At 50.6% G+C, this 23,571-nt stretch carries 21 protein-coding genes; 2 read left to right on the top strand and 19 right to left on the bottom strand.

Features of this window, described 5'->3' with window-relative positions; genetic code table 11:
* Window positions 1-75 precede the first annotated feature (75 nt).
* The 13 genes from ACX1C1_RS24780 to ACX1C1_RS24840 form a co-directional block, all read right to left on the bottom strand.
* Complete coding sequence (locus ACX1C1_RS24780; RefSeq protein ID WP_458954783.1) at window positions 76-840, bottom strand: class I SAM-dependent methyltransferase; 765 nt, start codon at window positions 838-840, stop codon at window positions 76-78.
* Between the two features lie 257 nt (window positions 841-1,097).
* Window positions 1,098-1,847, bottom strand: coding sequence for a tRNA threonylcarbamoyladenosine dehydratase (locus tag ACX1C1_RS24785; protein ID WP_458954784.1), 750 nt, complete (start codon window positions 1,845-1,847; stop codon window positions 1,098-1,100).
* 30 nt (window positions 1,848-1,877) lie between these two features.
* On the bottom strand, window positions 1,878-3,692 hold the full coding sequence (aspS, locus tag ACX1C1_RS24790) for an aspartate--tRNA ligase (protein WP_458954785.1): 1,815 nt from the start codon (window positions 3,690-3,692) through the stop codon (window positions 1,878-1,880).
* Between the two features lie 72 nt (window positions 3,693-3,764).
* Complete coding sequence (hisS, locus tag ACX1C1_RS24795) at window positions 3,765-5,018, bottom strand: histidine--tRNA ligase (RefSeq protein ID WP_458954786.1); 1,254 nt, start codon at window positions 5,016-5,018, stop codon at window positions 3,765-3,767.
* 602 nt (window positions 5,019-5,620) lie between these two features.
* Window positions 5,621-5,791, bottom strand: a complete 171-nt coding sequence (locus tag ACX1C1_RS24800; protein ID WP_458954787.1) for a hypothetical protein — start codon at window positions 5,789-5,791, stop codon at window positions 5,621-5,623.
* Between the two features lie 79 nt (window positions 5,792-5,870).
* Window positions 5,871-6,314, bottom strand: a complete 444-nt coding sequence (dtd, locus tag ACX1C1_RS24805) for a D-aminoacyl-tRNA deacylase (protein ID WP_458954788.1) — start codon at window positions 6,312-6,314, stop codon at window positions 5,871-5,873.
* 23 nt (window positions 6,315-6,337) lie between these two features.
* Complete coding sequence (locus tag ACX1C1_RS24810) at window positions 6,338-8,521, bottom strand: RelA/SpoT family protein (protein WP_458954789.1); 2,184 nt, start codon at window positions 8,519-8,521, stop codon at window positions 6,338-6,340.
* Between the two features lie 287 nt (window positions 8,522-8,808).
* Window positions 8,809-9,339 carry an adenine phosphoribosyltransferase gene (locus ACX1C1_RS24815; protein ID WP_458954790.1) on the bottom strand — a complete coding sequence of 177 codons (531 nt, stop codon included), beginning with the start codon at window positions 9,337-9,339 and terminating at the stop codon, window positions 8,809-8,811.
* 46 nt (window positions 9,340-9,385) lie between these two features.
* Entirely contained in the window at window positions 9,386-11,395 is a 2,010-nt protein-coding gene (gene recJ / locus ACX1C1_RS24820; protein WP_458954791.1) for a single-stranded-DNA-specific exonuclease RecJ, read from the bottom strand.
* 30 nt (window positions 11,396-11,425) lie between these two features.
* Window positions 11,426-11,842, bottom strand: coding sequence for a cation transporter dimerization domain-containing protein (locus tag ACX1C1_RS24825; RefSeq protein ID WP_458954792.1), 417 nt, complete (start codon window positions 11,840-11,842; stop codon window positions 11,426-11,428).
* A gap of 57 nt (window positions 11,843-11,899) precedes the next feature.
* Window positions 11,900-12,820 (bottom strand): protein translocase subunit SecF, encoded by a 921-nt coding sequence (gene secF, locus ACX1C1_RS24830; RefSeq protein ID WP_458954793.1) that lies wholly within the window; start codon window positions 12,818-12,820, stop codon window positions 11,900-11,902.
* Complete coding sequence (gene secD / locus ACX1C1_RS24835) at window positions 12,810-14,045, bottom strand: protein translocase subunit SecD (RefSeq protein WP_458954794.1); 1,236 nt, start codon at window positions 14,043-14,045, stop codon at window positions 12,810-12,812. Before secD ends, secF begins: the two co-directional genes overlap by 11 nt.
* 81 nt (window positions 14,046-14,126) lie before the next feature.
* Entirely contained in the window at window positions 14,127-14,366 is a 240-nt protein-coding gene (locus ACX1C1_RS24840) for a post-transcriptional regulator (protein WP_458954795.1), read from the bottom strand.
* A 231-nt stretch (window positions 14,367-14,597) separates the two neighbouring features.
* On the opposite strand from ACX1C1_RS24840, the gene spoVB reads away from it, so the two are divergent.
* Window positions 14,598-16,196 (top strand): stage V sporulation protein B, encoded by a 1,599-nt coding sequence (gene spoVB, locus ACX1C1_RS24845; protein WP_458954796.1) that lies wholly within the window; start codon window positions 14,598-14,600, stop codon window positions 16,194-16,196.
* On the opposite strand, the gene ACX1C1_RS24850 is transcribed toward spoVB, so the two are convergent.
* Entirely contained in the window at window positions 16,189-16,974 is a 786-nt protein-coding gene (locus ACX1C1_RS24850) for a YetF domain-containing protein (protein WP_458954797.1), read from the bottom strand. The two genes, spoVB and ACX1C1_RS24850, sit on opposite strands and share 8 nt — an antisense overlap.
* A gap of 233 nt (window positions 16,975-17,207) precedes the next feature.
* Here ACX1C1_RS24850 and ACX1C1_RS24855 point away from each other — a divergent pair, with 233 nt between their 5' ends.
* Window positions 17,208-17,600, top strand: a complete 393-nt coding sequence (locus ACX1C1_RS24855) for a TIGR04086 family membrane protein (RefSeq protein WP_458954798.1) — start codon at window positions 17,208-17,210, stop codon at window positions 17,598-17,600.
* Window positions 17,601-17,810: 210 nt separating this feature from the next.
* On the opposite strand, the gene yajC is transcribed toward ACX1C1_RS24855, so the two are convergent.
* The 5 genes from yajC to ruvB are packed head-to-tail and all read right to left on the bottom strand — an operon-like array spanning window position 17,811 to window position 23,562.
* A complete protein-coding gene (gene yajC, locus ACX1C1_RS24860; protein ID WP_458954799.1) occupies window positions 17,811-18,122 on the bottom strand; it encodes a preprotein translocase subunit YajC in 312 nt (103 codons plus the stop codon).
* A 14-nt stretch (window positions 18,123-18,136) separates the two neighbouring features.
* Entirely contained in the window at window positions 18,137-19,270 is a 1,134-nt protein-coding gene (gene tgt / locus ACX1C1_RS24865; RefSeq protein WP_458954800.1) for a tRNA guanosine(34) transglycosylase Tgt, read from the bottom strand.
* A 55-nt stretch (window positions 19,271-19,325) separates the two neighbouring features.
* Window positions 19,326-20,372: a tRNA preQ1(34) S-adenosylmethionine ribosyltransferase-isomerase QueA gene (gene queA / locus ACX1C1_RS24870; protein ID WP_458954801.1), complete on the bottom strand. Its 1,047-nt coding sequence runs from the start codon at window positions 20,370-20,372 to the stop codon at window positions 19,326-19,328.
* Between the two features lie 10 nt (window positions 20,373-20,382).
* Window positions 20,383-22,527 (bottom strand): SpoIID/LytB domain-containing protein, encoded by a 2,145-nt coding sequence (locus ACX1C1_RS24875; RefSeq protein WP_458954802.1) that lies wholly within the window; start codon window positions 22,525-22,527, stop codon window positions 20,383-20,385.
* 30 nt (window positions 22,528-22,557) lie between these two features.
* Complete coding sequence (gene ruvB / locus ACX1C1_RS24880) at window positions 22,558-23,562, bottom strand: Holliday junction branch migration DNA helicase RuvB (protein ID WP_458954803.1); 1,005 nt, start codon at window positions 23,560-23,562, stop codon at window positions 22,558-22,560.
* Between the last annotated feature and the right edge of the window lie 9 nt (window positions 23,563-23,571).

The following is a 23,571-nucleotide window of genomic DNA, read 5'->3' on the forward strand; positions in this document are numbered from 1 at the left end:
CTTCGTACGAGAATGAGTAAAATGACTAAATGATTGCTCCCTCAATCATAACACATCCGCACAAACGTTCGCCACTTACACGCGTCCCCAATATAACTCCGTATCATAAGTCATCGTGACGGTGCCGTTAACGGAGCATTGCTCAAAGATCAACGTCAATTGCTCCATCATAGGTTCGTAATTGGGATGCCCCGGCAGCGGGCAGTATGACGAAGACAGCAATCTGCCTTTGAGCCCTTCCTCATCGAGCCGTTGCTCCGATGCGAACACTTCCAGACGAGGGCCTCCATCTGCAAAAAAGCTACCTAACGTCTCCATCGTCACATATTTGTGTCCGACTTGCTCGTAATCCGTACCGTAATCCAGCAGAAGCTGCTCGAATTGCTCCAGGAATGGCGTACCTGTCGTCCTGCGTGAGTTCCAGATCAGCGCGACATGACCGTTCGGCTTTAGAATTCGGCTGAATTCCTCGCGCGCTGCTGTTCGATCGAACCAGTGAAACGATTGCGCGCAGACGATATGATGCACCGACTCTTCGGATAATCCGGTACGCTCCGCCGAACCGGGACAAGAAGCATAACGAGGGTGGCTGGCATGCCGCTTCTCTGCTGCGGTACGCATTGCTTCGTTGGGTTCAAGCGCAACAACACGGCTGCCCCGATCCAGCAGCAGTCCGGAGAAGATGCCTGTCCCCGCGCCTATATCGGCAATAATGCTGCGCTCCGAGAAGCCGACCTCCTTGTACAGGAAGTCGAGCGCTGTTGCTGGGTAGCTAGGACGGTATTTGACATAGGAATCGACACGTTCGGTGAATCGTTCTTTGCTATCTAGATTGCTCATTTTCGGTTGAACCTCCCCAATGTGAAATTGACGTATAAACGTTTTCAAGAAGCATTGACACAGTTTCATACAATAAAACTAGGTTCTATTTACAATAAATTTACCCTTATTTTATCCTGAATGATGTAATCGCACAATCGTTCGTCGGACTTAAAGAAGACGGAGCTAAAAAGCCGCCGAACGGATTCGAAACCCGTTCGGCGGCTTTGCAGCTTATTGCTATTGGCGATTACAATTCAAGCAAATACAATCGCAGATTATTTGTTCTCCACCTCAAGAAGATCCTTAACGACGACGCTAACCATAATTAACCCGGCAACCGGCGGCACAAACGAGTTGCTCGCCGGAGGCTGCTTGGCTTTACGAATTTCCGGCGCGTTCTCCGGCACGATCCGCTGAGTCACGTCCTCGCGCGGTTTGATTGGATCTTCGTCCGAGAATACAACCTTGACGCCGCGTTTGATTCCATCTTTCCGCAGCTTGGTCCGAACTACGCGTGCAATCGGATCCGTATGCGTCTTCGATATGTCGGCTACTTTGAACCGGGAAGGATCCATCTTATTCGCTGCGCCCATGCTGGAGATGACAGGGATGCCGCGCTCCAGGCATTGTTTGATCAAATGTACCTTATAAATGATCGTATCAGACGCATCGACGACGTAATCAAGCGGATATTCGAACAAGGTTTCGTATGTTTCTTCTGTATAGAACATCCGCAAGGAGATGACGTCGCACTCCGGATTGATCAGCTTAATCCGGTCCCTCATCAAATCAGCCTTGGGCTGGCCGACCGTAGTCGTCAGCGCATGAATCTGCCGGTTAATGTTGGTAATGTCAACGACATCCTTGTCGATCAAGATGATCCGGCCAATACCGGTACGTGCCAGCGCCTCTGCCGCGATGGCGCCGACCCCTCCGATGCCTAGCACGGCCACCGTGCTGCCTTTCATCCGATCCAGCCCCTCAGGGCCAATCGCAAGCTCCGTACGAGAGAATTGATGCAGCATATTCGCCGCCTCCTTCGTCATTCTAACCGATTATTCTTTGGACTCGCTTGTTGCTGCAGCTGCAGATGCGGCAACTGGCTTAGGCTTTAGCACGGTGCGGATATGCAATTGCTCCAGCTGAGACAGCTCAACCTCAGACGGCGCATCGCAGAGCAGATCGGTTGCGCTTGCCGTTTTAGGGAAAGCGATCGTCTCTCTCAGGTTCGTACGGCCTGTGAGCAGCATAACAAGACGGTCGAAACCGAATGCGATGCCGCCGTGCGGAGGCGTTCCGAATTCAAAGGCATCCAGCAGGAATCCGAACTTCTCTTGCGCTTCTTCCATGCTGAAGCCCAGCGCCTTGAACATTTTTTCTTGCACGTCGCGCTTGTAGATCCGCATCGAGCCGCCGCCCACTTCATAACCGTTAAGAACAAGATCGTACGCTTGTGCACGGATTTTGCCTGGATCGGTATCGAAGTAATGAAGATCATCTTCGTTCGGACGTGTGAATGGATGATGCTCAGCCACATAACGTTTCGAATCCTCATCCCAACCAAGCAGCGGGAAGTCTACAACCCATGCGAATTTGAACTTGGAATCGTCGATCAAGCCAAGATCACGGCCCAGCTTCGAGCGGAGGTTGCCAAGCACGTCGGCAACAACCTTTGGTTTATCTGCCGAGAACGTGAGCAGGTCGCCTTCTTCTACACCTAGACGTTCAGTAAGAGTTGCGATTTCCTCTTCTTTCAGGAATTTCACGATCGGACCGCGCCATTCGCCATCCTTCACGGTAATCCATGCAAGACCTTTACCGCCGTAACGTGCTGCGAATGGTTGCAGGTCATCCAACTCTTTGCGGCTCCAGCTCGCGCAGCCTTTCGCGTTCAGCGCTTTAACAACGCCGCCGCCAGCTGCAACGCTTGCGAATACCTTCACGTCGCTGCTTGATACGATGTCTGTAATGTCTTCGATCTCGAGACCGAAGCGCAGATCTGGCTTATCGGAGCCGTATTTGTTCATCGCGTCTGCATACGTAATACGTTGGAATGGAAGCTCCAGCTCTACGCCTACTGTCTCGCGAAGTAGCTTGGCGGACAACTCTTCCATCAATCCAAGCAGCTGATCCTGCGATAAGAACGAAGTCTCGATGTCGACTTGCGTAAATTCAGGCTGACGGTCAGCACGGAGATCCTCGTCGCGGAAGCAACGCGCGATTTGGTAGTAGCGCTCTAGTCCACCAACCATCAGCAGCTGCTTAAAGATTTGTGGCGATTGCGGCAAAGCAAAGAATTCGCCTTCGTGCACGCGGCTTGGTACGAGATAGTCACGCGCGCCTTCCGGTGTGCTTTTCGTCAGAATTGGAGTTTCTACCTCAATAAATCCTTCGTTATCTAAGAAATCGCGGAAAATTTTGGCCGACTTCGAACGAAGCAGAAGCGTCTTCTGCATTTCTGGCCGGCGCAGATCCAGATAACGGTACTTCAGACGAAGAGACTCATCGACTTCGACGCCATCCTCAATTGGGAACGGAGGCGTCTTTGCTGCGTTCATCACTTCGATGGAAGTGACACGAATTTCGATTTCACCCGTTGCAAGGTTCGCGTTGTACGTTTCAGGATCACGTTCGACAACTTTGCCGCTAACGGCAAGAACGTATTCGTTACGTGCACGGTCAGCGATAGCCAACGCGTCGCCAGAGAAATCAGGGTTGAATACGGTTTGTACAATACCCGTGCGATCGCGCAGGTCAATAAATAATACGCCGCCAAGGTCACGACGACGCTGTACCCAGCCGTTCAATGTAACCGTCGTTCCAACATCCGCTTTCGTCAATGTTCCACAGCTATGTGTTTTTAACATCATCTTCATCATACTCCTTTTGTTTTGTGAATTAGAATAAGCAGGGTTTGGGTCTTGCCGAATTTCTATGATAATCTAACGCGATTGCGCAAGCTCGTCAGCGAGTGCCGCAATAGCGACGGTTCGTTGTTCGCCGGATGCCATTTCTTTGAGCGCAATCTCGCCTCGCTCAATTTCATCATCGCCTAGAATCGCCGTAAACTTGGCGCCAATACGATCAGCCGACTTGAGCTGGGCCTTCATCTTACGCCCCTGATAGTCCCGTTCGGCCCGTATGCCGCGTGTCCGCAGTTGATATACCAGCTTCGACACTTCACGCTCCGCAGCCTCTCCAAGCGCCACCAGGTAGACGTCTATTCCATGCAGATCAGGAAGCGCTGTCGCTTGATGCTCCAGCAGCAGTACCGTACGCTCCAGACCAATCCCGAAGCCAACGCCAGGCTGATCAGGTCCGCCAATATCGGACACAAGCCCGTTATAACGGCCGCCGCCGCCAACCGTATCAATGGCACCGATACCCTCCGCCTTGAATTCAAACGCCGTGTGCGTGTAATAATCGAGACCTCGCACCAAACGGTGATTTATTTCGAACGGGATGTCCATATCGCTCAGACATTGTTGAACCTTCCCAAAGTGCAGCTGGCATTCTTCATCCAAGCTGTCCAGAATGGATGGCGCGTCCGTGAAGCGTGCCTGATCCGTCTTACAATCCAGTACGCGCAGCGGATTTCGATCCATACGTGACTGGCAGTCCTTGCACAACTCACTGCGCATTGGCTCAAGGAACGCGAGCAGCTTCTCGCGGAACGCGGCCCGTACGGCTGGCGTGCCAACGGAATTGATTTCAACTCGTACGCCTTTTAATCCGACTTCCGTATAGAACGAATACCCAAGTGCAATTACTTCTGCATCCAAAGACGCGTCCACCGCACCGATTGCTTCCACGCCGAATTGGTGGAATTGGCGGTATCGCCCTGCTTGAGCCCGCTCATAGCGGAACATCGGACCGATATAATACAGCTTCGAGAGGTCTGGCTCGCCAAACAGCTTGTTCTCGACGTAACCCCGCACGACGCCTGCAGTACCTTCTGGTCTCAGCGTCAGGCTGCGATCACCACGATCAATAAACGTGTACATCTCCTTCTCGACAATGTCGGTCGTTTCGCCGACGCCACGTTTAAACAGCTCCGTCGATTCGAACATCGGCGTACGAATTTCGCGGAAATTGTATCGTCTGCACAGTTCGCGCGCTTTGCCTTCGACGAATTGCCATCTCTCTACCGCACCGGGCAGAATATCCTGCGTGCCTGGCGATTTCTGAAATTTCATCTTGTAACTCCTCCTGTCTCTATCGTTTTCTCCTACAGAATTCAAAAAAACTCCCGCCCCTCACGGCAATAGCTGCCGTAAGGGACGAGAGTTATAGCTCCCGTGGTACCACCCACATTCCGAGCCTGATATCGAGATACGTAATCACGTATCGATGGGCTCGCTCCATAACGGGTAACGTCCGTTAGACGCAGTCTCTGCTAATTAGTCTCCCGCGAGCTCGAGTGCATATCGCACGACAAGCAGGGCCTTTCACGGAGTGTTCTCGGGGAGGTTCTTCATTCTACCGGAATTAGAACGCTTGCAGCCATGGCGTCCTTCTCTGCGTATTCGCAAGTGGAATTACTTTGTCCCGTCATCGAATCAATATGTCAATAATGAATGTTATTGTACCGTCCTGTCAGCCAGAAGTCAAGGGAAGTTCATCGTTCAGGACCAATGGGCAGAAAAAAACCTGCATCTTCATGCAGGTCCAAAGTAATTCATATTTTAAAAAGGGGGTCGAGATTTATTATAGGTTAACGATGTTAAACGAAAGTTAGAATTTCGTTACAGTAATATTACAATTTCGAAAGCGTTTTTATTAAGGTTCTGAACCCTCTTTAATAACCTAATCCCGGTCGTCTTGTTAGCGGTGAACGTCCGCCCCACTTCTCTTCTGACGAAGCGACATCCGCCTCCAGCTCCGCCACAATACGCGCTTCTCTAAGATCCGGAAGCAGCAGCTGTCTCCCTGTCCGCTCAAGACCTTGTTCTTTCCTGGATTGATGCATGCATGGATACCTCCAAATAAGGAATGACCGGATCAATTTTCCGACTCTACTCCTTATTGTTGCCAAGCATGTCCCCTTTTTAAGCGCCGCTCTCCAAAATTAGTGTCACTGGCCCATCATTGCATAACGATACATTCATCATGGCGCCAAATCGTCCGGTCTCTACCCGCAAGCCCAAGCTGCGCAGGGCCTCGTTAAACGCGTTATACAGCGGCTCCGCCTGGTCCGGTCTTGCAGCCGCCATAAAGTTAGGCCTTCTGCCCTTCCGGCAATCCCCGTACAATGTAAATTGGGAAACGGACAGAATAGAACCTCCGACATCTAAGACCGAGTGGTTCATTTTCTCCGCTTCGTCCTCAAAGATACGAAGCCCCGCAATCTTATCGGACATCCAGCGAACATCCTCGAGCGTATCCTCATGCGTCAATCCGACAAGAAGGACGAGACCATGGTCGATTACCCCGACGATCTCGCCCTCTACGGACACGCTGGCTTCCTTGCTGCGTTGCACAACAACCCTCATATCCATTCTCCTTCTACAGGCACTTATTGCATAATTCGTTGTACAGAATAGATATCCTGAACGCGCTTGATCTTCTCCACGACAGCTGATAAATGATCAATATTGCGGATCAGCACAGTCATGTGTATGAGCGCCATTTTGTTTTTGACGGAACGTCCCGTTACTGCGCTAATGTTCGTCTTGCTTTCGGAGACGGCTTGCAGCACTTCGTTCAACAAACCTCTGCGATCATGGCCGGTTATTTCGATATCGACGCTATAATTGGCTTCGACCGAATCCTCCCACTCCACCTCGATGACGCGATCCGCTTCCTCTCCATCCTCGCCGAATGGAATGTTGGTGCAGTCCATCCGGTGAACGGACACGCCGCGTCCGCGCGTAATATAACCGACGATGGAGTCTCCCGGGACCGGATTGCAGCATCTTGCGAAACGAACGAGCAAGTTGTCGACGCCTTTAACGGTTACGCCATGATTCGGACGACCTTTTTTGCTCGGCGAAGCCGCCTTGATCTCCTTCTTCTCGCCTGTGAGCTCGATCTGATTGGCTTCTTCAGCTTCCTTGCGCATTTTCTCCGTCAGCTTTGTGCATATCTGAGCTGCCGTAATGCCGCCGAATCCTATCGCGGACATCATGTCTTCGATATCGTGGAAGGAATATTTGGAGGCCGCTTCCTGCAGCTTATCGTCCGACATCCAAGCAGACGGCTCCAGTCCGAGACGCTTTAATTCCCGCTCCAGCATCTCGCGCCCTTTGGCTACATTTTCCTCGCGCTTCTCTTTCTTGAACCACTGTCTGATCTTGCTGCGAGCATGTGAGGACTGCGCGATCTTGACCCAATCCTGACTAGGTCCATACGAATGTTTAGATGTCAGAATTTCGACGATGTCACCAGTCTTGAGCTTGTGATCAAGCGGGACGATACGTCCATTGACCTTGGCTCCAATTGTTCGGTTGCCGACTTCCGTATGAATCCGATAAGCAAAATCGAGAGGTACGGAGCCAGCAGGCAGCTCGATGACCTCGCCGCTAGGCGTAAAGACAAATACTAGATCAGCAAAAAAATCCATCTTGAGCGATTCCATAAATTCAGATGCATCCCGTGTCTCTTGCTGCAGCTCAAGTATCTCGCGGAACCATGACATTTTGTCCTCGAAGTTCCCATTCGGCACGATCATGCCTTCTTTGTAAGCCCAATGCGCCGCGATCCCGTACTCCGACGTACGATGCATCTCCCAGGTACGGATCTGCACCTCGGTAGGTTCACCGTTCGGTCCGATTACGGTCGTGTGGAGCGACTGATACATGTTCGCCTTGGGCATGGCCACATAGTCCTTGAATCGTCCAGGCATTGGCTTCCATAGCGTATGGATGATACCTAAAGTCGCATAACAATCCTTAATGTTCTCTACGATAATACGAATTGCGAGCAGGTCGTATATTTCGTTGAACTGCTTGCTTCTCGTCGTCATTTTTTTGTAGATGCTATACAAATGTTTAGGCCTGCCGGATATATCGCCGTCAATACCCATCTCTTCGAGCTTTTCTTTAATACGGGTAATGACATCGTCGATAAATTGCTCCCGTTCGGCGCGTTTTTTCTTCATCAAATTGGCGATGCGATAATATTGCTGCGGGTTGAGATATCGAAGTGCGATATCCTCCATCTCCCACTTGATCGCCGAGATGCCCAGTCGATGTGCAATGGGACAGAAAATTTCGAGTGTCTCGTACGCAATGCGGCGCTGAGATTCTTCCGATTGGAATTTCAGCGTTCTCATATTGTGGAGGCGATCCGCCAGCTTAATTAATATCACTCGAATGTCTTGTGCCATTGCAACGAACATTTTGCGATAGTTCTCATTCTGCTGCTCTTCTTTGGACTGGAACCGGATCTTCTCCAGCTTTGTCAATCCATCCACAAGCATGGCGCATGTTTCGCCAAATTTCGCGCGAACGGTCTGCAAATCCACTGTTGTATCTTCTACAACATCATGCAGGAGCGCGGCGATAATAGACAGAACGTCCATTCCCATATCCACCAATATATCCGCCACCGTGACAGGATGCAGAATATAAGGCTCCCCCGACTTGCGCACTTGTCCGTGGTGGGCCTGCTCTGCAAAGTCGTAGGCTTCCTTGATGCGTTCGAGATCATGCTCCTTCATATATCCGGAAGCCTTCTCAAGTAATTGCTCTATGCCCATGAAACGTCCCTTCCCAAAAAGCAACGGCGACTTCCAGCTCTGGATAGCCCTGTACCGTTCCTCGAATAAGTGGTAGCCAGTCGGCCCGATCGCCTACTGATGGTGCTTTCATTCCACCATTAGTAGGCGACAAGCCTTAATAAAGGTTTTCTCATATTATGCCTGCAACTGTCCCGCCGCGTCAACTTTAAAGCGAGAAAAAGCAATTGGGGTACGAAGCCGCCCCGCAGTGGTTCAACCCAAATGAGAGCGGTTGACCGTGCGGGGCGGTACTTGTACAGCATGTATTATTCGTACGTCATGAGCGAGAAGATATCGATGCCTTCCATCTTGGAACGGCCGGTCAAATAAGCAAGCTCAATCAAAAATGCCGCGCCTACAACTTCGCCTCCGAGCTGCTCGATAAGGTTGATCGAGGTACCGATCGTGCCGCCAGTCGCAAGCAGGTCGTCAGCGATAAGCACACGTTGACCTGGAGTAATCGAATCCGTATGCATAGCTAGTTGATCCTTGCCATACTCCAGATCATAGTTCGCTGTAATTGTCGCGCCAGGCAGCTTGCCGCTCTTGCGGATCGGGGCGAAGCCGACGCCTAACGCCAGGGCCAGCGGAGCGCCCACAACGAATCCACGTGCTTCTGGACCCGCCACAACATCGATCTTCAAATGTTCAACTGCTGCTCTCATTTCTTCGATCGCTGCACGGTATGCGCCGCCATCCTTAAGCAAAGTTGTAATATCCTTGAACCGGATACCCGGTTGCGGGAAGTCGGGGATAACCCGAATATAATCTTTGTAATTGTAAGTTGTGTTAGACACGATGGAACATCCTCTCTCGCTATTAATACCTTTGTTTCACATTCGATTATTGACTTTGCGCCTGATAACGTCGCAGCTCCATCTGGTAACGCTCGGATGAAGCCAATTCCCGTTTCGCAGGCGAAGCGGCGACCAAGATATAGCCGCCGGAAACCGTTATAAAACCTAGTTCCTCGAATACGTCAAGCATAAGCCGTACAGCCTCTATCGTCAAGCCGCATGTCGTTGCCAACTTCTCCGATAGCCGCTGCTCCGGGGCGCGCTCCAGCTGTCTTAACTGCTGATAGACGGCTCCGAATTGTGTCCGATCCGGAAAAGCATCAAGCATATAACGCTCATAGTGAATATCATGAGCTTGCAGCTGCGCTGATCGCCTGCCGTTCCATTCGTTAATGGACAGCTCTCCGACCAGATCAATTCGGCATCCATGATCAAGAGCTCGCACGAAGTCACCCATGCCAAATCCTATGACATCAAGTCCGGCTCGCCCTGTACCAAGCGATAGTTTGAGATGCCTTGATTCCTTGCCGATTGCGCGTTTGTCTGCGACTCTCGCCGCTTCGAACAACACGCGGGGCGAAGGATTGCCGATGCCGAATGGCTCCAGCAAGGACAATTGAGATATCGTCGTCAAGCTTGCTTCTTCCAGCTCGCAACGAAGGTCAACGGATGTTTTCGGAATCCAGTCATCTTCAGTCAGCCATGTCTGAGCAAGCGCCGACAGCCCTTGCTCGAGCAGCTCCAGCTTATCGCGATGAAGACTCATGCCAGCCGCGGCTTGGTGTCCGCCGTAATGATCGAGAAGGGATTCGTTCGCTTTAAGCGCCGCATGAAGATCATAGCCCTCGATAGATCGGGCAGATCCCTTGCACATACCGGTTTCCGGATTGATTCCGAGCACAATTACCGGCTTATAATAACGCTCTAACAACTTCGATGCGACGATCCCGATCACGCCGACATTCCAGCCTTCTCCCGCTACAAGAATGACGGAAGGTACTTCGGTACCTTCCCTAGCCGCGGATTCGAGCTTACTAAGCCAGCAAGCATCCGCTTCCTTGACGATATCATCCACGATCCGTTGCCTCTCCTTGTTTAACCCGTCAAGACCAATCGCAGCCAGTATCGCGTTGTCGTAATTCGGAGTCGTCAGAAGCTCGACGGCACGGCTCGCGTGGTCTAACCTGCCAGCCGCGTTGATTCTCGGCGCCATCCCGAAGGCAACCCCCGTTGAAGTCAGGGATTCAAGCTCAAGTCCAGCCGCCTCAGCGAGTGCACGGAACCCGGTTGACGGCTCCTTCCGGAACCTCTCAAGTCCATAACGTACGATAATCCGGTTCTCGTCTGTAAGCGGCATAAGATCCGCAATCGTCCCGAGACTTACAATATCCGCCCACTCAAGTGGAGGTCTCTCAAGGAGCGCGGTAGCCAGCTTAAATGCAACGCCTACACCAGCCAGGCCTTTAAACGGGTATGAGCAATGCTCTTGCTTCGGATTGACGACCGCTACTGCATTAGGGATGACATCAGGCGGCTCATGATGATCCGTAACGACAATATCGATCCCGCAAGATTTGGCAAATTCCACTTCGTCAAATGCACTAATTCCTGTATCCACTGAGACAATCAGACTTACGCCTTGCTCCGCAGCTAATGTAATAGCATTGTTATTTAAACCGTAACCTTCTAATGCACGATGAGGGATATAATAATCATATTGAAGTCCTAGTGTGCGGAAAACATGACATAACAACGAGGTACTAGATACGCCGTCGGCATCGTAATCACCATAGATACGCACTTTCTCGCCTGCATCATGCGCTTGGCGGATCCGTGCAACAGCAGCGTCCATGCCGTGAAGCAGATAGGGATCATGCAAATGCTCCTCGCCGCCATTCAGAAACCGGCCTGCGCTTTCCATATCCGCATAACCGCGCTGCACGAGCAGCCTCGCAACAAGAGGAGGCACGCCTAGCTCCTCGCAGAGCCGGCGTGCCTTTGTTTCGTTCGATTCGTTCCATTCCGCCAATTTCCAGCGGGTCTTTCTCTCTATCATCAGGTTCTCTCCTTCATGCTGCCCTTGCATTTATTGCAGCAGCGTGGGCATCTGTTCCTGATTAGGATCATGATTCGATTTGTATGGATATCCGGGATCATACGGCTCCACATGGATCATAACTTCCGATAAGTGGAGGAATCGATGCATAAGCAAGAGCTTGACTCGCTTGGCGATATCCTGCCCCTCCAGCACCGTAATGCGCGGGTTAACGCTGATTACAATCTCGGCCACCACGTAATGCCCTTGCTCCCTAGCCCTGATGGACTGTACGGTCAGAACACCTTCCACGCGTTGTACGACTGCTGCCAGCTCAACTGCGGATTCCTCACGTTTACGGCTGGCGCCGTTTCTTCGCGTACCACGAAACAGAATGTTCGTCACGTGATCCCATAAGCGCTTCTTATTACCTGACGGTTTCCCGCCCTCTCGCTCTCTGGTTGACATGAGTGCCAAATACCTCCTGTATCGCTAACGTTAGACGATTGTCCCATTGCTTATGATTTAAGGTTCTGTCTTAACTGCAACCTTTGGCTTATGTTTCTCTTTGCGTTTGAACAGGAACCAGAGCGGGCTCGCGATAAATATGGTCGAATACGCACCGCTAACGAGACCGATTAGCAAAGCCAAAGAGAACATTTTGATAGAAGGACTACCCAAGAAGAATATACAAAGCGTTACGATGACGACCGTCAACACTGTGTAAAGGTTACGAGCCATCGTCTGCCAAATACTCGCATTAACAAGGTTGGCAAGCTGCTCTTCGCTTTTCACTTGCGAGAATCTCAGGTTCTCACGAATACGGTCGAAAATAACGATTTTATCATTGATGGAGTACCCTAATGTTGTTAACACGGCAGCGATAAATGGAAGATCAACCTCGAATCTGAAGATCGAGAAAATCGCGATAACAACAAAGCTGTCATACAGGATCGAAATATTCGCGGCCACGGCGAAACGCCATTCGAATCGAATCATCACATACAACATGATACCGACACTCGCGATCAGGATCGCCCAGATCGTCTTAATACCGAGCTCCTGTGCGATCTCCGTAGACACGACGTTCACTTCTGCAGACACTTCGTCGCCATACTTCGCCTTCATAGCGTCTAGCACTTTGGTTGATTGCTCTTGTGTCAATATTTCGGTGAATCGAATCGTCGCCCGGTCCTTGTTCGCACCGCCGATCGTCGAGGTTTCATCAGGGAATCCGGCCTCATGCAGCGTGTCATTAATCTCCTGCTGCGTGACGGACTGCCCAATCGAAACGTCGATATTCGTACCTGCTTTAAAGTCGACGCCGAAATTCAGCTGGAACAAAATCAATGAGATAATCCCTACAAGGGTGAGGGCGATCGAAAATATAAAGTACTTATTCCGGTTGCCGACGACGTCGTACCGAATCTTGGTGTTATAGTTCACGGATCTCACCCTCCTTAACGCCATAGTAGCCCGGCTTCATGAACCGGTTGCTGCGTACGAGCATGTCCAAGAGGAACCGTGCAAAAAAGATATTCGTGATGATACTGACCAGAATACTGAAAATCATCGTAAGCGCAAAGCCCTTAATCGCGCCATCGCCGATGAAATACAACACGGCACTAGCGATAATACCGGTTATATTAGCGTCCATTATGGTACGGAACGAGCTCTTGGAACCCGCCTTAAGAGACGAGAGCATGCTCTTGCCCGATCGGATTTCTTCTTTGATCCGCTCCGCTGTAATGATATTGGCGTCAACGGCCATCCCGACACCGAGGACAAACGCCGCGATACCTGGCAAGGTCAGCGTTGCGTTCATCAGATTCTGCACCAGTATGAGCAGCCAAGCGTATGTGATGATTGTAATTGATGCAACAAAACCTGGCACACGGTAAATAATAATCATGAACACCAGAACGATGATCGAGCCAAGAATGCCCGCCATCACCGTATCCTGAAGCGACTCCATACCGAGCTTGGCTCCAACGCTTTGTGTATATTTTTCCTCCAGCTTCAGAGGCAAGGAGCCCATATTGATTAGGTCCCGCAGATCCCTTGCTTCTTGAGTAGAGGAATTGCCCATTTCGATAATAGCGCTGTCGCTGTTAATGACCTGATTTACTCTCGGACTCGAAATCTCTTCTTCGTCGAGATAAATGGACATGGTTTGACCGACCAGCTTAGACGTGACATCGGCAAACTTCTGCGCGCTCTTCAATTTAATGGTGACAACAGGCTGATTAAGATCGTTAAACTCCAATCCTGCCGCATTCTCCACGAAGTCCGTCCCTGTCAGCATAATTTCGCCGTCCGGCGCGCGGAATGTCAAGTTGATCGGCTTGGCCAGCAGCTCACGCATCTCTTCCTCGTTCTCGAGACCCGGCAGCTTGATACGGATACGGTTCGTCCCCTCAGTTGTAATCTCTGGCTCCACAAGACCCTGATCGTCAATTCGCTTCTGCAGGCTTATTGCCGTCTGCTTCAAGCTATCCGGCGTTACCTCGACGCCTCCCTCGAACGGAACTGCCTCGTACAGCACTTCGAAGCCGCCCTTCAGGTCGAGGCCAAGCTTGACTCCCTTAAGCAGCCAGGGGCTCGTACTAGCCATAATGGCAAACGCCACGACCACGATCAACAGGAAGGCCATAATTCTCTTCCCAAACATACGTCTGAATCCTCCTTATGATCTCAATATTCCCATTATACAGATGCACCAAAATCGAGTCAAAAAGAAAGAACCTCTTCGTCAGAATGAGGTTCCCTTATAGGCGCTGATCGTCAAATAATTCATGAACCGAGTGACTTTCAGCGACAATATATCGTTAACCATCTGATGGAGCTCCGGCAGACCCGTCTTGGCATATCCCGCACTGACGCATTCCCATACTTCCTTGCCTGTCACATGTTCGTAGCCGATGAGCCGGAATTCCTCCGCTTTGCTCGTGCATAACTCTTCAATCATCGCGTTAAGCTCTTCATCCGCCATGGCTAACCTCCTGTATTCTTTCTCCTTGCTGACATGAATGCCATTCGTACTTATTCTACCCCTTAGCATCAATCTCCTGCATAGGTCCGATACAAGAAGAAAGCAAATTGGCTGACATTGAAGCGGACATGCCGCGCATACAGATAAGGTAGAGAAGGACAAGGCGATTCTACCTCTGCGATATAAGACGTGTCTAGAGCAAGGTCCATTGAAGGAGTTGAGGTGTACGTCATGACGAAACAAACCTTTATTAAAGGCGCAATGATCCTTCTTATTGCAGGGATCGTGAACCGTATACTTGGCTTCGTGCCGCGAATTACACTTCCGCGGATCATTGGTGCAGAAGGCGTCGGCCTTTACCAGTTATCCTATCCGTTCCTGATCGTCATGCTGACGATTATTACAGGAGGTATTCCGCTCGCAATCTCCAAGTGGATTGCCGAAGCGGAATCGGCTCGTGACCATGCCCGCGTAAAATCGATATTCCGGACCGCCATGCTGCTGACAATCCTTATCGCCTCTGTTCTGACAATTGTTATGCTGCTGTTCGCTCCTTTTATTATCCGACATCTATTACCTGATACTCGTGTGTACAACACATTTCTTATCATGAGTCCATTACTGCTTATTATCGGTATTTCATCTGTTTATCGTGGTTACTTCCAAGGCAAACAGAATATGATACCCGGCGCGGTAGCCCAGACGCTAGAGACGATTATTCGGATCATCGCCTCCCTCATCTTTGCATATATGCTGCTGCCTTACGGCTTGGAATGGGCTGCTGCAGGCGCGATGCTCGGCGTTGTGGCAGGAGAAATCGGCGCACTTGCCGTCATGCTGTTGTCATACAAGTCCAAACAAGAAAGACGATTGTCCAATGAAGCGAAGAATGCCTCGAAAGCAGCTGCTCCGTCTGCTGGCGAAACCACTCAACAACCTCATTTCTGGGGGAAGCGTCCTGTACTGAAACGTTTACTGGGGCTATCGATACCGGTTACGGGCAGCAAGTTAGTCGGTTCGTTATCTTATCTGCTTGAGTCGATCTTCACAGCAAAAAGTCTGGCAGCAGCAGGTATAATCACCGGTATTGCAACAGCACAGTACGGCGCATTACAGGGGATGATTATCCCGCTTCTGCTGCTCCCAACAGCACTGACTTACTCCCTTGCCGTATCATTAATCCCCTCCCTATCAGAAGCCGCGGCACGAGGTGATAAAGCACTCATTCAGAAGCGGATGCATCAATCGATGCGAATTGCTCTTGTTTCAGGGGCACCTTTTGTTGTTGTAATGAGCTTATTTGCAGAACCACTCTGCCGAATCATCTATGCGCACGAAGAATATGCGCCTATGCTTCAGCTCATGGCTCCGATCGGCATCTTTATTTATTTGCAAGCCCCGTTGCAAGCTGCATTGCAAGCTCTGGACAGACCGGGAGCAGCCTTAATCAACACGTTTATCGCGGCGTGCGTGAAGCTAATATTGATTGTCCAGCTCGCTTCCAGACCTGAGCTTGGGATCAACGGGGCCATCATCGCCATCAACGTAAATATCGTTCTTGTTACCGTTTTACATGGAATAAGCGTGCTGCGTTACATTGGCTTCCGCATGCAAATAGCCGACTTTATAAAGGTCGGCGTTGCAATGATTGTGACAAGGGCCGCTGCGCGATGGTTGATGAACCATCTGCCGCTTACACTGGAGTGGATAGCTTTAGTTTCCGCTTGCGGCATCGCCGCCATTCTGTATGTGCTGCTCATGTTCTGGATGAAGCTGATCGATCGTCATGACGTTGCCCGTATCCCTTGGATCGGCGCATGGTTTAGGTGAATTTATTCTGTACATCAACGAACAGCCTGCCTTTATGATCGATGGTGCACAGAAAAACCTCTTTGAAGTCATGGACATTTTCTTCTTGCAGCGCGTTTTTGAGCCAGAAGCGTGTTTTCTCGATTTTGGCAAGATTTTCGTCTTGTACTTTTCCATCCATAATAAGCGGGATCGGTAAAATCTCGAAACGATAGCCGACAGGTATCGTTGTTTTCTCCTTTGTATGCTGCGATGCGAGTTTGTCTGTCACGGATCGTATTCCCGAGTCCTCCACGCTACGTACAGGACCTGATTTTCGCTCGGCTTCTTGTGCGCCGCTCTCTCCAGATTCATCCTTTGGAATTACCGATAGCTTACCGCTCGTTTCCAGAATCGCAAATTCAACATCCGCTACAGAAGTAATTTTATTCTCTCGGAGCTGCAACATCAGATCATCCAGATTGTAACGCTGTTTTCGCATGACATCACGATTGATTTTGCCCTTGGCGATTACGACGCTCGGCTTACCGTCAAAGAATAGCCGAAGCTTACGATTGCTCATCGTAAGTAACGCCATCGTCACCTGGATGACAAGCAAGACGATCATGGGGACAACACCATCCCATAATGGACGATTAACATCTTCTATAACAATAACCGCAATCTCGGCAATCATGACGGAAATAATCAAGTCCAGCACCGAGAGTTTGCCGATTTCTCGTTTCCCCATTAACCTCATAATTAGGAAAACGACAAAGTAAATGACCGTAGTCCGGATCAACAGGCTCCACAATTCCACTGGTTTATCGCCTCCTTCCGTTCGTTACGCTGCAAGGTGCAATACTGCAAACATAGACCTCCGCGTACGATCAAGCTCGTACAGCTATTCTGACCTCAGCGGCAATCGCTCATACAGATGCGCAAACGCGAATATATGGCAAAAATCTTATTGCTCCTCAGCAACTCCTTGTACTAATTTGCCCTGCTTGGCCATATGGTTTAATAATCATAGGTATTGAATGGAGGAATAAGATGAGCTCCGTCAAGCAAGCACCCAAACCGCCCGTAATCGGACCTCCGTTACTCGCGGGTATTGCGTTCTCCTTAATTTGGCTGGCAGCAGGCGCACTGTTGCTATCCCTTTTGCTTCACTTCGGCAATATGCAGGAAAATGAGCTGGGAACCTACGCACTTATCGTTCACGCAGCTTCTGCCCTTGCTGGAGGATTTTCTTCCGGCAGACGGTCGGAGAACAAAGGCTGGTACAATGGCGGCCTGCTAGGCGGGATTTACGGCATCCTTGTCATCATCGTAAGTTTCCTTGCGGAGAATGCCGGTTTATCCTGGCATACCTTGCTTATGATTGGAACGGTCTTACTGTCAGGAGCGTTTGGCGGCATGATCGGCGTAAACTTAAAAAGGTAATCCAAAAGAAAGTTTGTTTCGCTTGAAGGGGCAATTCTTAAACCTACATAAGGAAATGGCGGTGCTTGGGTACGATCCCTGCACCGCCATTTCCATTTTATCGAGGGAAGGTACCTTTTTTGTTTTTGAACATAACAAAAAAAGGACCAGCCCTCAGGTCAATGAATGACCTTATGGGCAGCCCTTTATCGTATTACTATTATTCTGTGATTACTCTGTAGCTGCAGGTGCCGAAGCAACAACTGCATTAACCGCGCTGCGTTCGAACGTCATCTTGGTTGTGTCGTTGACGCGCAGAACAACGGTATCGTCTGCGAGCTCAACGATTGTACCGTGCAAGCCGCCGATTGTTGTTACTTTGTCGCCCTTCTTGATCTGGTTAAGCATCGAAGAACGTTGCTTTTGTTTCTTCTGTTGCGGACGAATAAGCAAGAAGTAGAATACTGCGAACATCAGAATAAATGGCCAGATCAACTGCCAAATGTTTTGGCTGCCGGCTCCCTCTGCTAGTAACTGAGACATGGAATTCACCCCTTTCAAAATCCTCTGTCGTTATCGTTCAGTCCGTAAGCCTCGAAGAAGGAATCACGGAAATCTAGCAGCCGATCATCCATGATAGCTTGACGAACGTCGCGCATCAATTGCAGCAAGAAATGCAAATTATGATAGGTCGTGAGGCGAATACCGAACGTCTCGTCCGCTTTAAGCAGATGGCGGATATAAGCCCTCGAGTAGTTGCGGCATGTATAACAAGAACAATTCGGATCCAGCGGTCCGAAGTCCTCCGCAAATTTAGCGTTGCGGATCACTAATCTACCGCTGCTTGTCATCGTTGTCCCGTTACGGGCGATGCGCGTTGGCAAGACACAATCGAACATATCGATGCCTCGAATGGAACCTTCCACAAGTGCATCCGGCGATCCTACACCCATCAAATAACGGGGCTTGTCCGCTGGCAGCTCCGGAACGGTGTAATCTAGCACCTCATACATCAAGTGTTTCGGCTCACCTACGCTTAGTCCACCAATAGCATACCCCGGGAAATCCATGGAAGTCAAATCCTTCGCGCTCTGAATGCGCAAATCTTTATGCATGCCTCCTTGAACAATCGCAAATAGCGCTTGATCATGGGGTCTAGCATGCGCTTCAAGGCATCTCTTGGCCCATCGCGAAGTCCGTTCAGTCGACTCTTTGACGTATTTGTACTCCGCTGGATAAGGCGGGCATTCGTCAAATGCCATCATAATATCAGAGCCCAGCGCGTTCTGAATCTCCATCGCCACTTCAGGAGAAATAAAGAGCTTATCTCCGTTCAGATGCGAACGGAACTGTACGCCTTCTTCGGTAATTTTACGCATCTCGCTAAGGCTGAATACTTGGAAGCCGCCGCTATCCGTCAAGATCGGGCGATCCCAATTCATGAACTTGTGAAGTCCGCCAGCTTGCTTAACGATGTTATGTCCGGGACGAAGAAACAGATGATAGGTGTTGCTTAGAATAATATGGGCGTCCATATCCTTGAGTTCTTCCGGGCTCATCGTCTTAACGGTCGCTTGTGTTCCTACCGGCATAAATGTTGGGGTATCGATAATCCCATGCGGCGTATGAACGCGCCCCAATCTCGCACCGGATTGTTTGCACTCTTTTATAAATTCGTATTTAATTGCCACTTTGCACGCTTCCTATTCTTGCGGACAGTATCGTTCATGTCCGTTATTCGTTGTCTTATTCGATAAACATGGCGTCGCCGAAGCTAAAGAAACGGTATTCCAGTTCAATCGCTTCATGATAGGCGCGCAATATGTTTTCTCTGCCGGCTAATGCGCTGACAAGCATGACGAGTGTTGACTTCGGCAGATGGAAGTTAGTCAACAGAGCACTAACGAGCTTGAACTCGTACCCGGGATAGATAAAGATCGATGTCCATCCGCTGCACGCTTCCAGCATTCCACCTTGGAACCTGCCCGCAACCGTCTCTAACGTCCTAGCGGATGTAGTACCTACCGCTACAATACGGTTGCCTGCCGCCTTGGCTTCACGCAATATGGCCGCATTCTCCTCGTCCAGCTCATAATATTCGGAGTGCATCTCATGATCCTCTACACTCTCCGCCGTCATCGGACGGAACGTTCCGAGACCTACGTGAAGGGTAATATAAGCTAGCTTCACGCCTTTCTCTTGCAGCTGCCTGAGGAAGCTCTCCGTAAAGTGCAATCCTGCAGTGGGTGCTGCAGCCGATCCCTGATGTTTCGAATATACGGTTTGATATCGCTCTTGCTCGGCCAGCCGTTCCTTAATATACGGCGGTAACGGCATCTCGCCGAGTCTATCCAACAGCTCTTGGAAAATACCTTCGTAACGGAATCGCACAGTACGTGCGCCCATCTCTCCTTCGGACATCACTTCCGCAAGAAGCAGCGGCTCGCCTGCTCCGTTGTCGCCGAAGCCGATGACGGCACCTTCCTTTAATCGTTTCGCAGGCTTCGCGAGCGCTTCCCACTGATCGTCTCCAAGCTGCTTCAGCAGCAACAGCTCCGCTTTCGCTCCTGTATCATGCTTGGCCCCCATAAGTCTCGCAGGAAGTACTCTCGTGTTGTTGAGCACAAGCACATCGCCTTCGCCAAGCTGATCCGCCAAGTCGGTAAAGATGCCGTGTCTCGTTTCGCCAGTCTTCTTGTCCAACATTAGTAATCTGGAGGCTGTACGCTCGGCAAGAGGCGTCTGAGCAATCAACGCCTCCGGTAATTCAAAGTCAAACCAATCCGCTTTCATATCGAAGTCATCATTCCTTACCTAACGTTATGCCTTTATAGTAGTATTGCAAAATATATTCATAGTCATACCCTTGCATCGCGAGGCCGTATGCCCCGTATTGAGAGAGTCCGACACCATGCCCGAAGCCTGTGCCGGCAATTGCAAACCCCGGTTCTATCGTCGCTGCTCGCATGTCTCCGTCACCGTCCATGACGTACAGATACTCTTGAGAATAAACCGTAGACTTACCGTCCGCTCCCATCACATAAAGCTTCTTGGCGTTGTTGCTCCGAGTTGTTGTCGCATCGGATGCGCCCTGCATAACGATTTGTCCCGTCTGCTCCACGTCAAACTTCGTGCTTGGCAGCGAGCCGCCATACCCCAAAGCCGAACGTAATCCAGTTGGCGAAGCGATGCCGATCGGAACACCGTTGACAGACACTTCCGTTGCTCGGCCAGATGGACCTCGTTTGGTCACCTCGATCGATGTAATGGGACCCGTTATTTTGGGATTGGCGCTTACATTGATCGCTGATAATAGTTCCGCGCCTGTGAATGGGCCTCGCTGCCAATTCATCGGATTCGATTCTGTCACTTTATCAATCGCGATGAGCGTCTCGCCTTTTTGGATTTGGGTAATAACAGGTACGGAATCCTGAATCAAAGGATGACGACGAATATTCGTTCCGTCCGTCGTAGATTCCAGGATCGTGCTGCCCGCGTCCGTCTTGCGTCCCGTATCGCGTACTAGATCTTCACGAATGTATCCCACAGCGCCGCTGGATAATACGACTCGATACCAGCTTTTGAGTCCCGACTCAGAAATTTCATCCGGGCTGGTAACTGGCTGCAGATAAGCTACACTATTATTCCATGCTTCTGTGGCATCAGCCGTTATCCCTCCGGCGCTTGACGAATAGATCGCTTCGATGACCTTGCCGTTATACATCGCAACGACGCCACTCGTAGCATCAACCGCCTCCGTAGTCGAAGGTTTCTCTACACCTGCGCCATTATAAGCTTGGCTCTGTGTCGTATCGACGACATGCGCGATTCCAAAGCCGTATCCTCGATTCAACACAAATGATCTTGCAGCCACGGCCTGCGCCTTGAGCGCTTCGAGTGGCCACGACGGATACATCTCGATGGCAACGACCGAATATAGATATTGCTCAAATGGCAGCTCATTGACGACGGCCATCTTGCCGTTAAGGAGGCTTAATTCAAAGTTCCCTCTATACTTCTGATTAAATCTCTCCGTGAACGTTATAAATTGATCACCAGCTGGCTGGATCCATACCTTCATATCGCCCGTTGATGGGAACTGATAGAGCTCATGCGAGGTAGTTGACGATCCGCTGACCGTATGATCTCGTACGAGTAACAAATGCCGCGATTGCGGCGCTATCGCCTTCAATGAAGCACCGTTTGGCAAAGTGGACGCCGCCGCTTGCACGGCAGCCAATCCCGCCGTTGTAGGTTCGTTACCCAGCATAACCGAATATACGGCTTTGCCCGCGCTCCCCCTTACGGCAACAAACGCATCCAATCCAGCTCCGCCGAATGCAGCCGCAGCGATCTCTGCGTCCTTCCTGCTTGGCAATGCTGCCGTCTCCAGATGGCTCGGACCTTGAACCTTGGGCTTGTATTTGCCAAGCAATCCGGCTACTTTAACATCTGATGTCCAGCGGATTAACGCGGCATTTGCCTCTTCTTCGTTCTTGTATGTACCCTCTGTTACCTGATACCGTGGAACAGTTGTTGTGGCAATCGATGTTAACAACGCGGCTCCGGCGCTTGCCTTTACCTGTTGGAATACCGCAAGAGCCTGCCCATACGTCGCTGATTCGAATACCTTCACCTTGAAGTCATCCGCACCAAACCTGATATTCTGTCCTTCGGCACTGGTGAACCAGCTCTGCACACCGTCTGGCTCTCGAACACCTACAAACAGTCCATCAGGGGATGAGAACGTGGCGGATGGCGTTGTCGTATTGTATTTGCCAGGGAGACTCATAAACATTGCGACCCTGACGTTGTCGAGCGTCGGTACGGCTGCGCTGGACGACTGGGGTGTCCAGCTCGATACTAGAAGTACCATCGCTAATGTTAACCAGCCAATTCGTTTGTAGCGTTGTTGTCGCGGTTTTGTCCCCGCAGAATAGTAACTCATCCTGTTGCTCCTCTCGAAAACGTATGTCTATTAAGAACGTCCGGGAATAGGCAATCCTAAGTGACGATACGCGCTATCCGTCGCAATACGACCTCGTGGCGTCCGCTGAAGGAATCCGATCTGCATGAGATAAGGTTCATATACATCTTCTATGGTCTGGCTTTCTTCGCCTATCGTTGCCGCAATCGTGTCCAGCCCGACTGGACGCCCCGTAAAGGTTGTCATCATGGCATGCAGCATCTTATGGTCGATATGGTCAAGGCCCATCGGGTCAACCTGCAGCATCTCCAAGGCGCTTCTCGCGATTTCATGCGTAATGACTCCGTCGCCGCGTACCTGCGCATAGTCACGCACACGCTTTAGAAGACGGTTTGCGATACGCGGGGTGCCGCGAGAACGCATGGCGATCTCTACGGATGCTTCTCCTACTATAGATACGTTCAATATCTCGGAGGCTCTCGATACGATGAAAGCGAGTTCGTCAACCGTATAGAACTCCAATCGGCTTACAACGCCGAAACGATCGCGAAGCGGTGCGGACAACAGCCCAGCGCGTGTTGTCGCGCCTATCAAAGTAAACGGCGGCAGATCCAACCTGACCGAGCGCGCGCTTGGACCTTTGCCGATCATGATGTCCAGCGCGAAATCTTCCATGGCCGGATAGAGTACCTCTTCCACCGTCCGATGGAGTCGATGAATTTCATCGATAAACAACACGTCGCCTTCCTGCAGATTCGTCAGCAAAGCTGCCAGATCGCCAGGACGCTCAATCGCCGGTCCTGAAGTCGTGCGCAAATTCACACCCAGCTCGTTCGCGATGATGTTGGATAACGTTGTTTTGCCGAGTCCCGGAGGGCCGTATAACAATACATGATCGAGCGCTTCCTTACGCATCTTAGCGGCTTCGATATAAATTTTCAAATTTTCTTTCGCTGTGTTCTGCCCGATATATTCGGCCAGATATCGCGGCCTAAGGCTCAGCTCTACCGCCTGGTCTTCCATCATCAGGTTAGCGGAGATTATTCTGTCGTCCATCTTCTATTC

It is taken from the genome of Paenibacillus sp. strain BS8-2, from assembly GCF_054483835.1.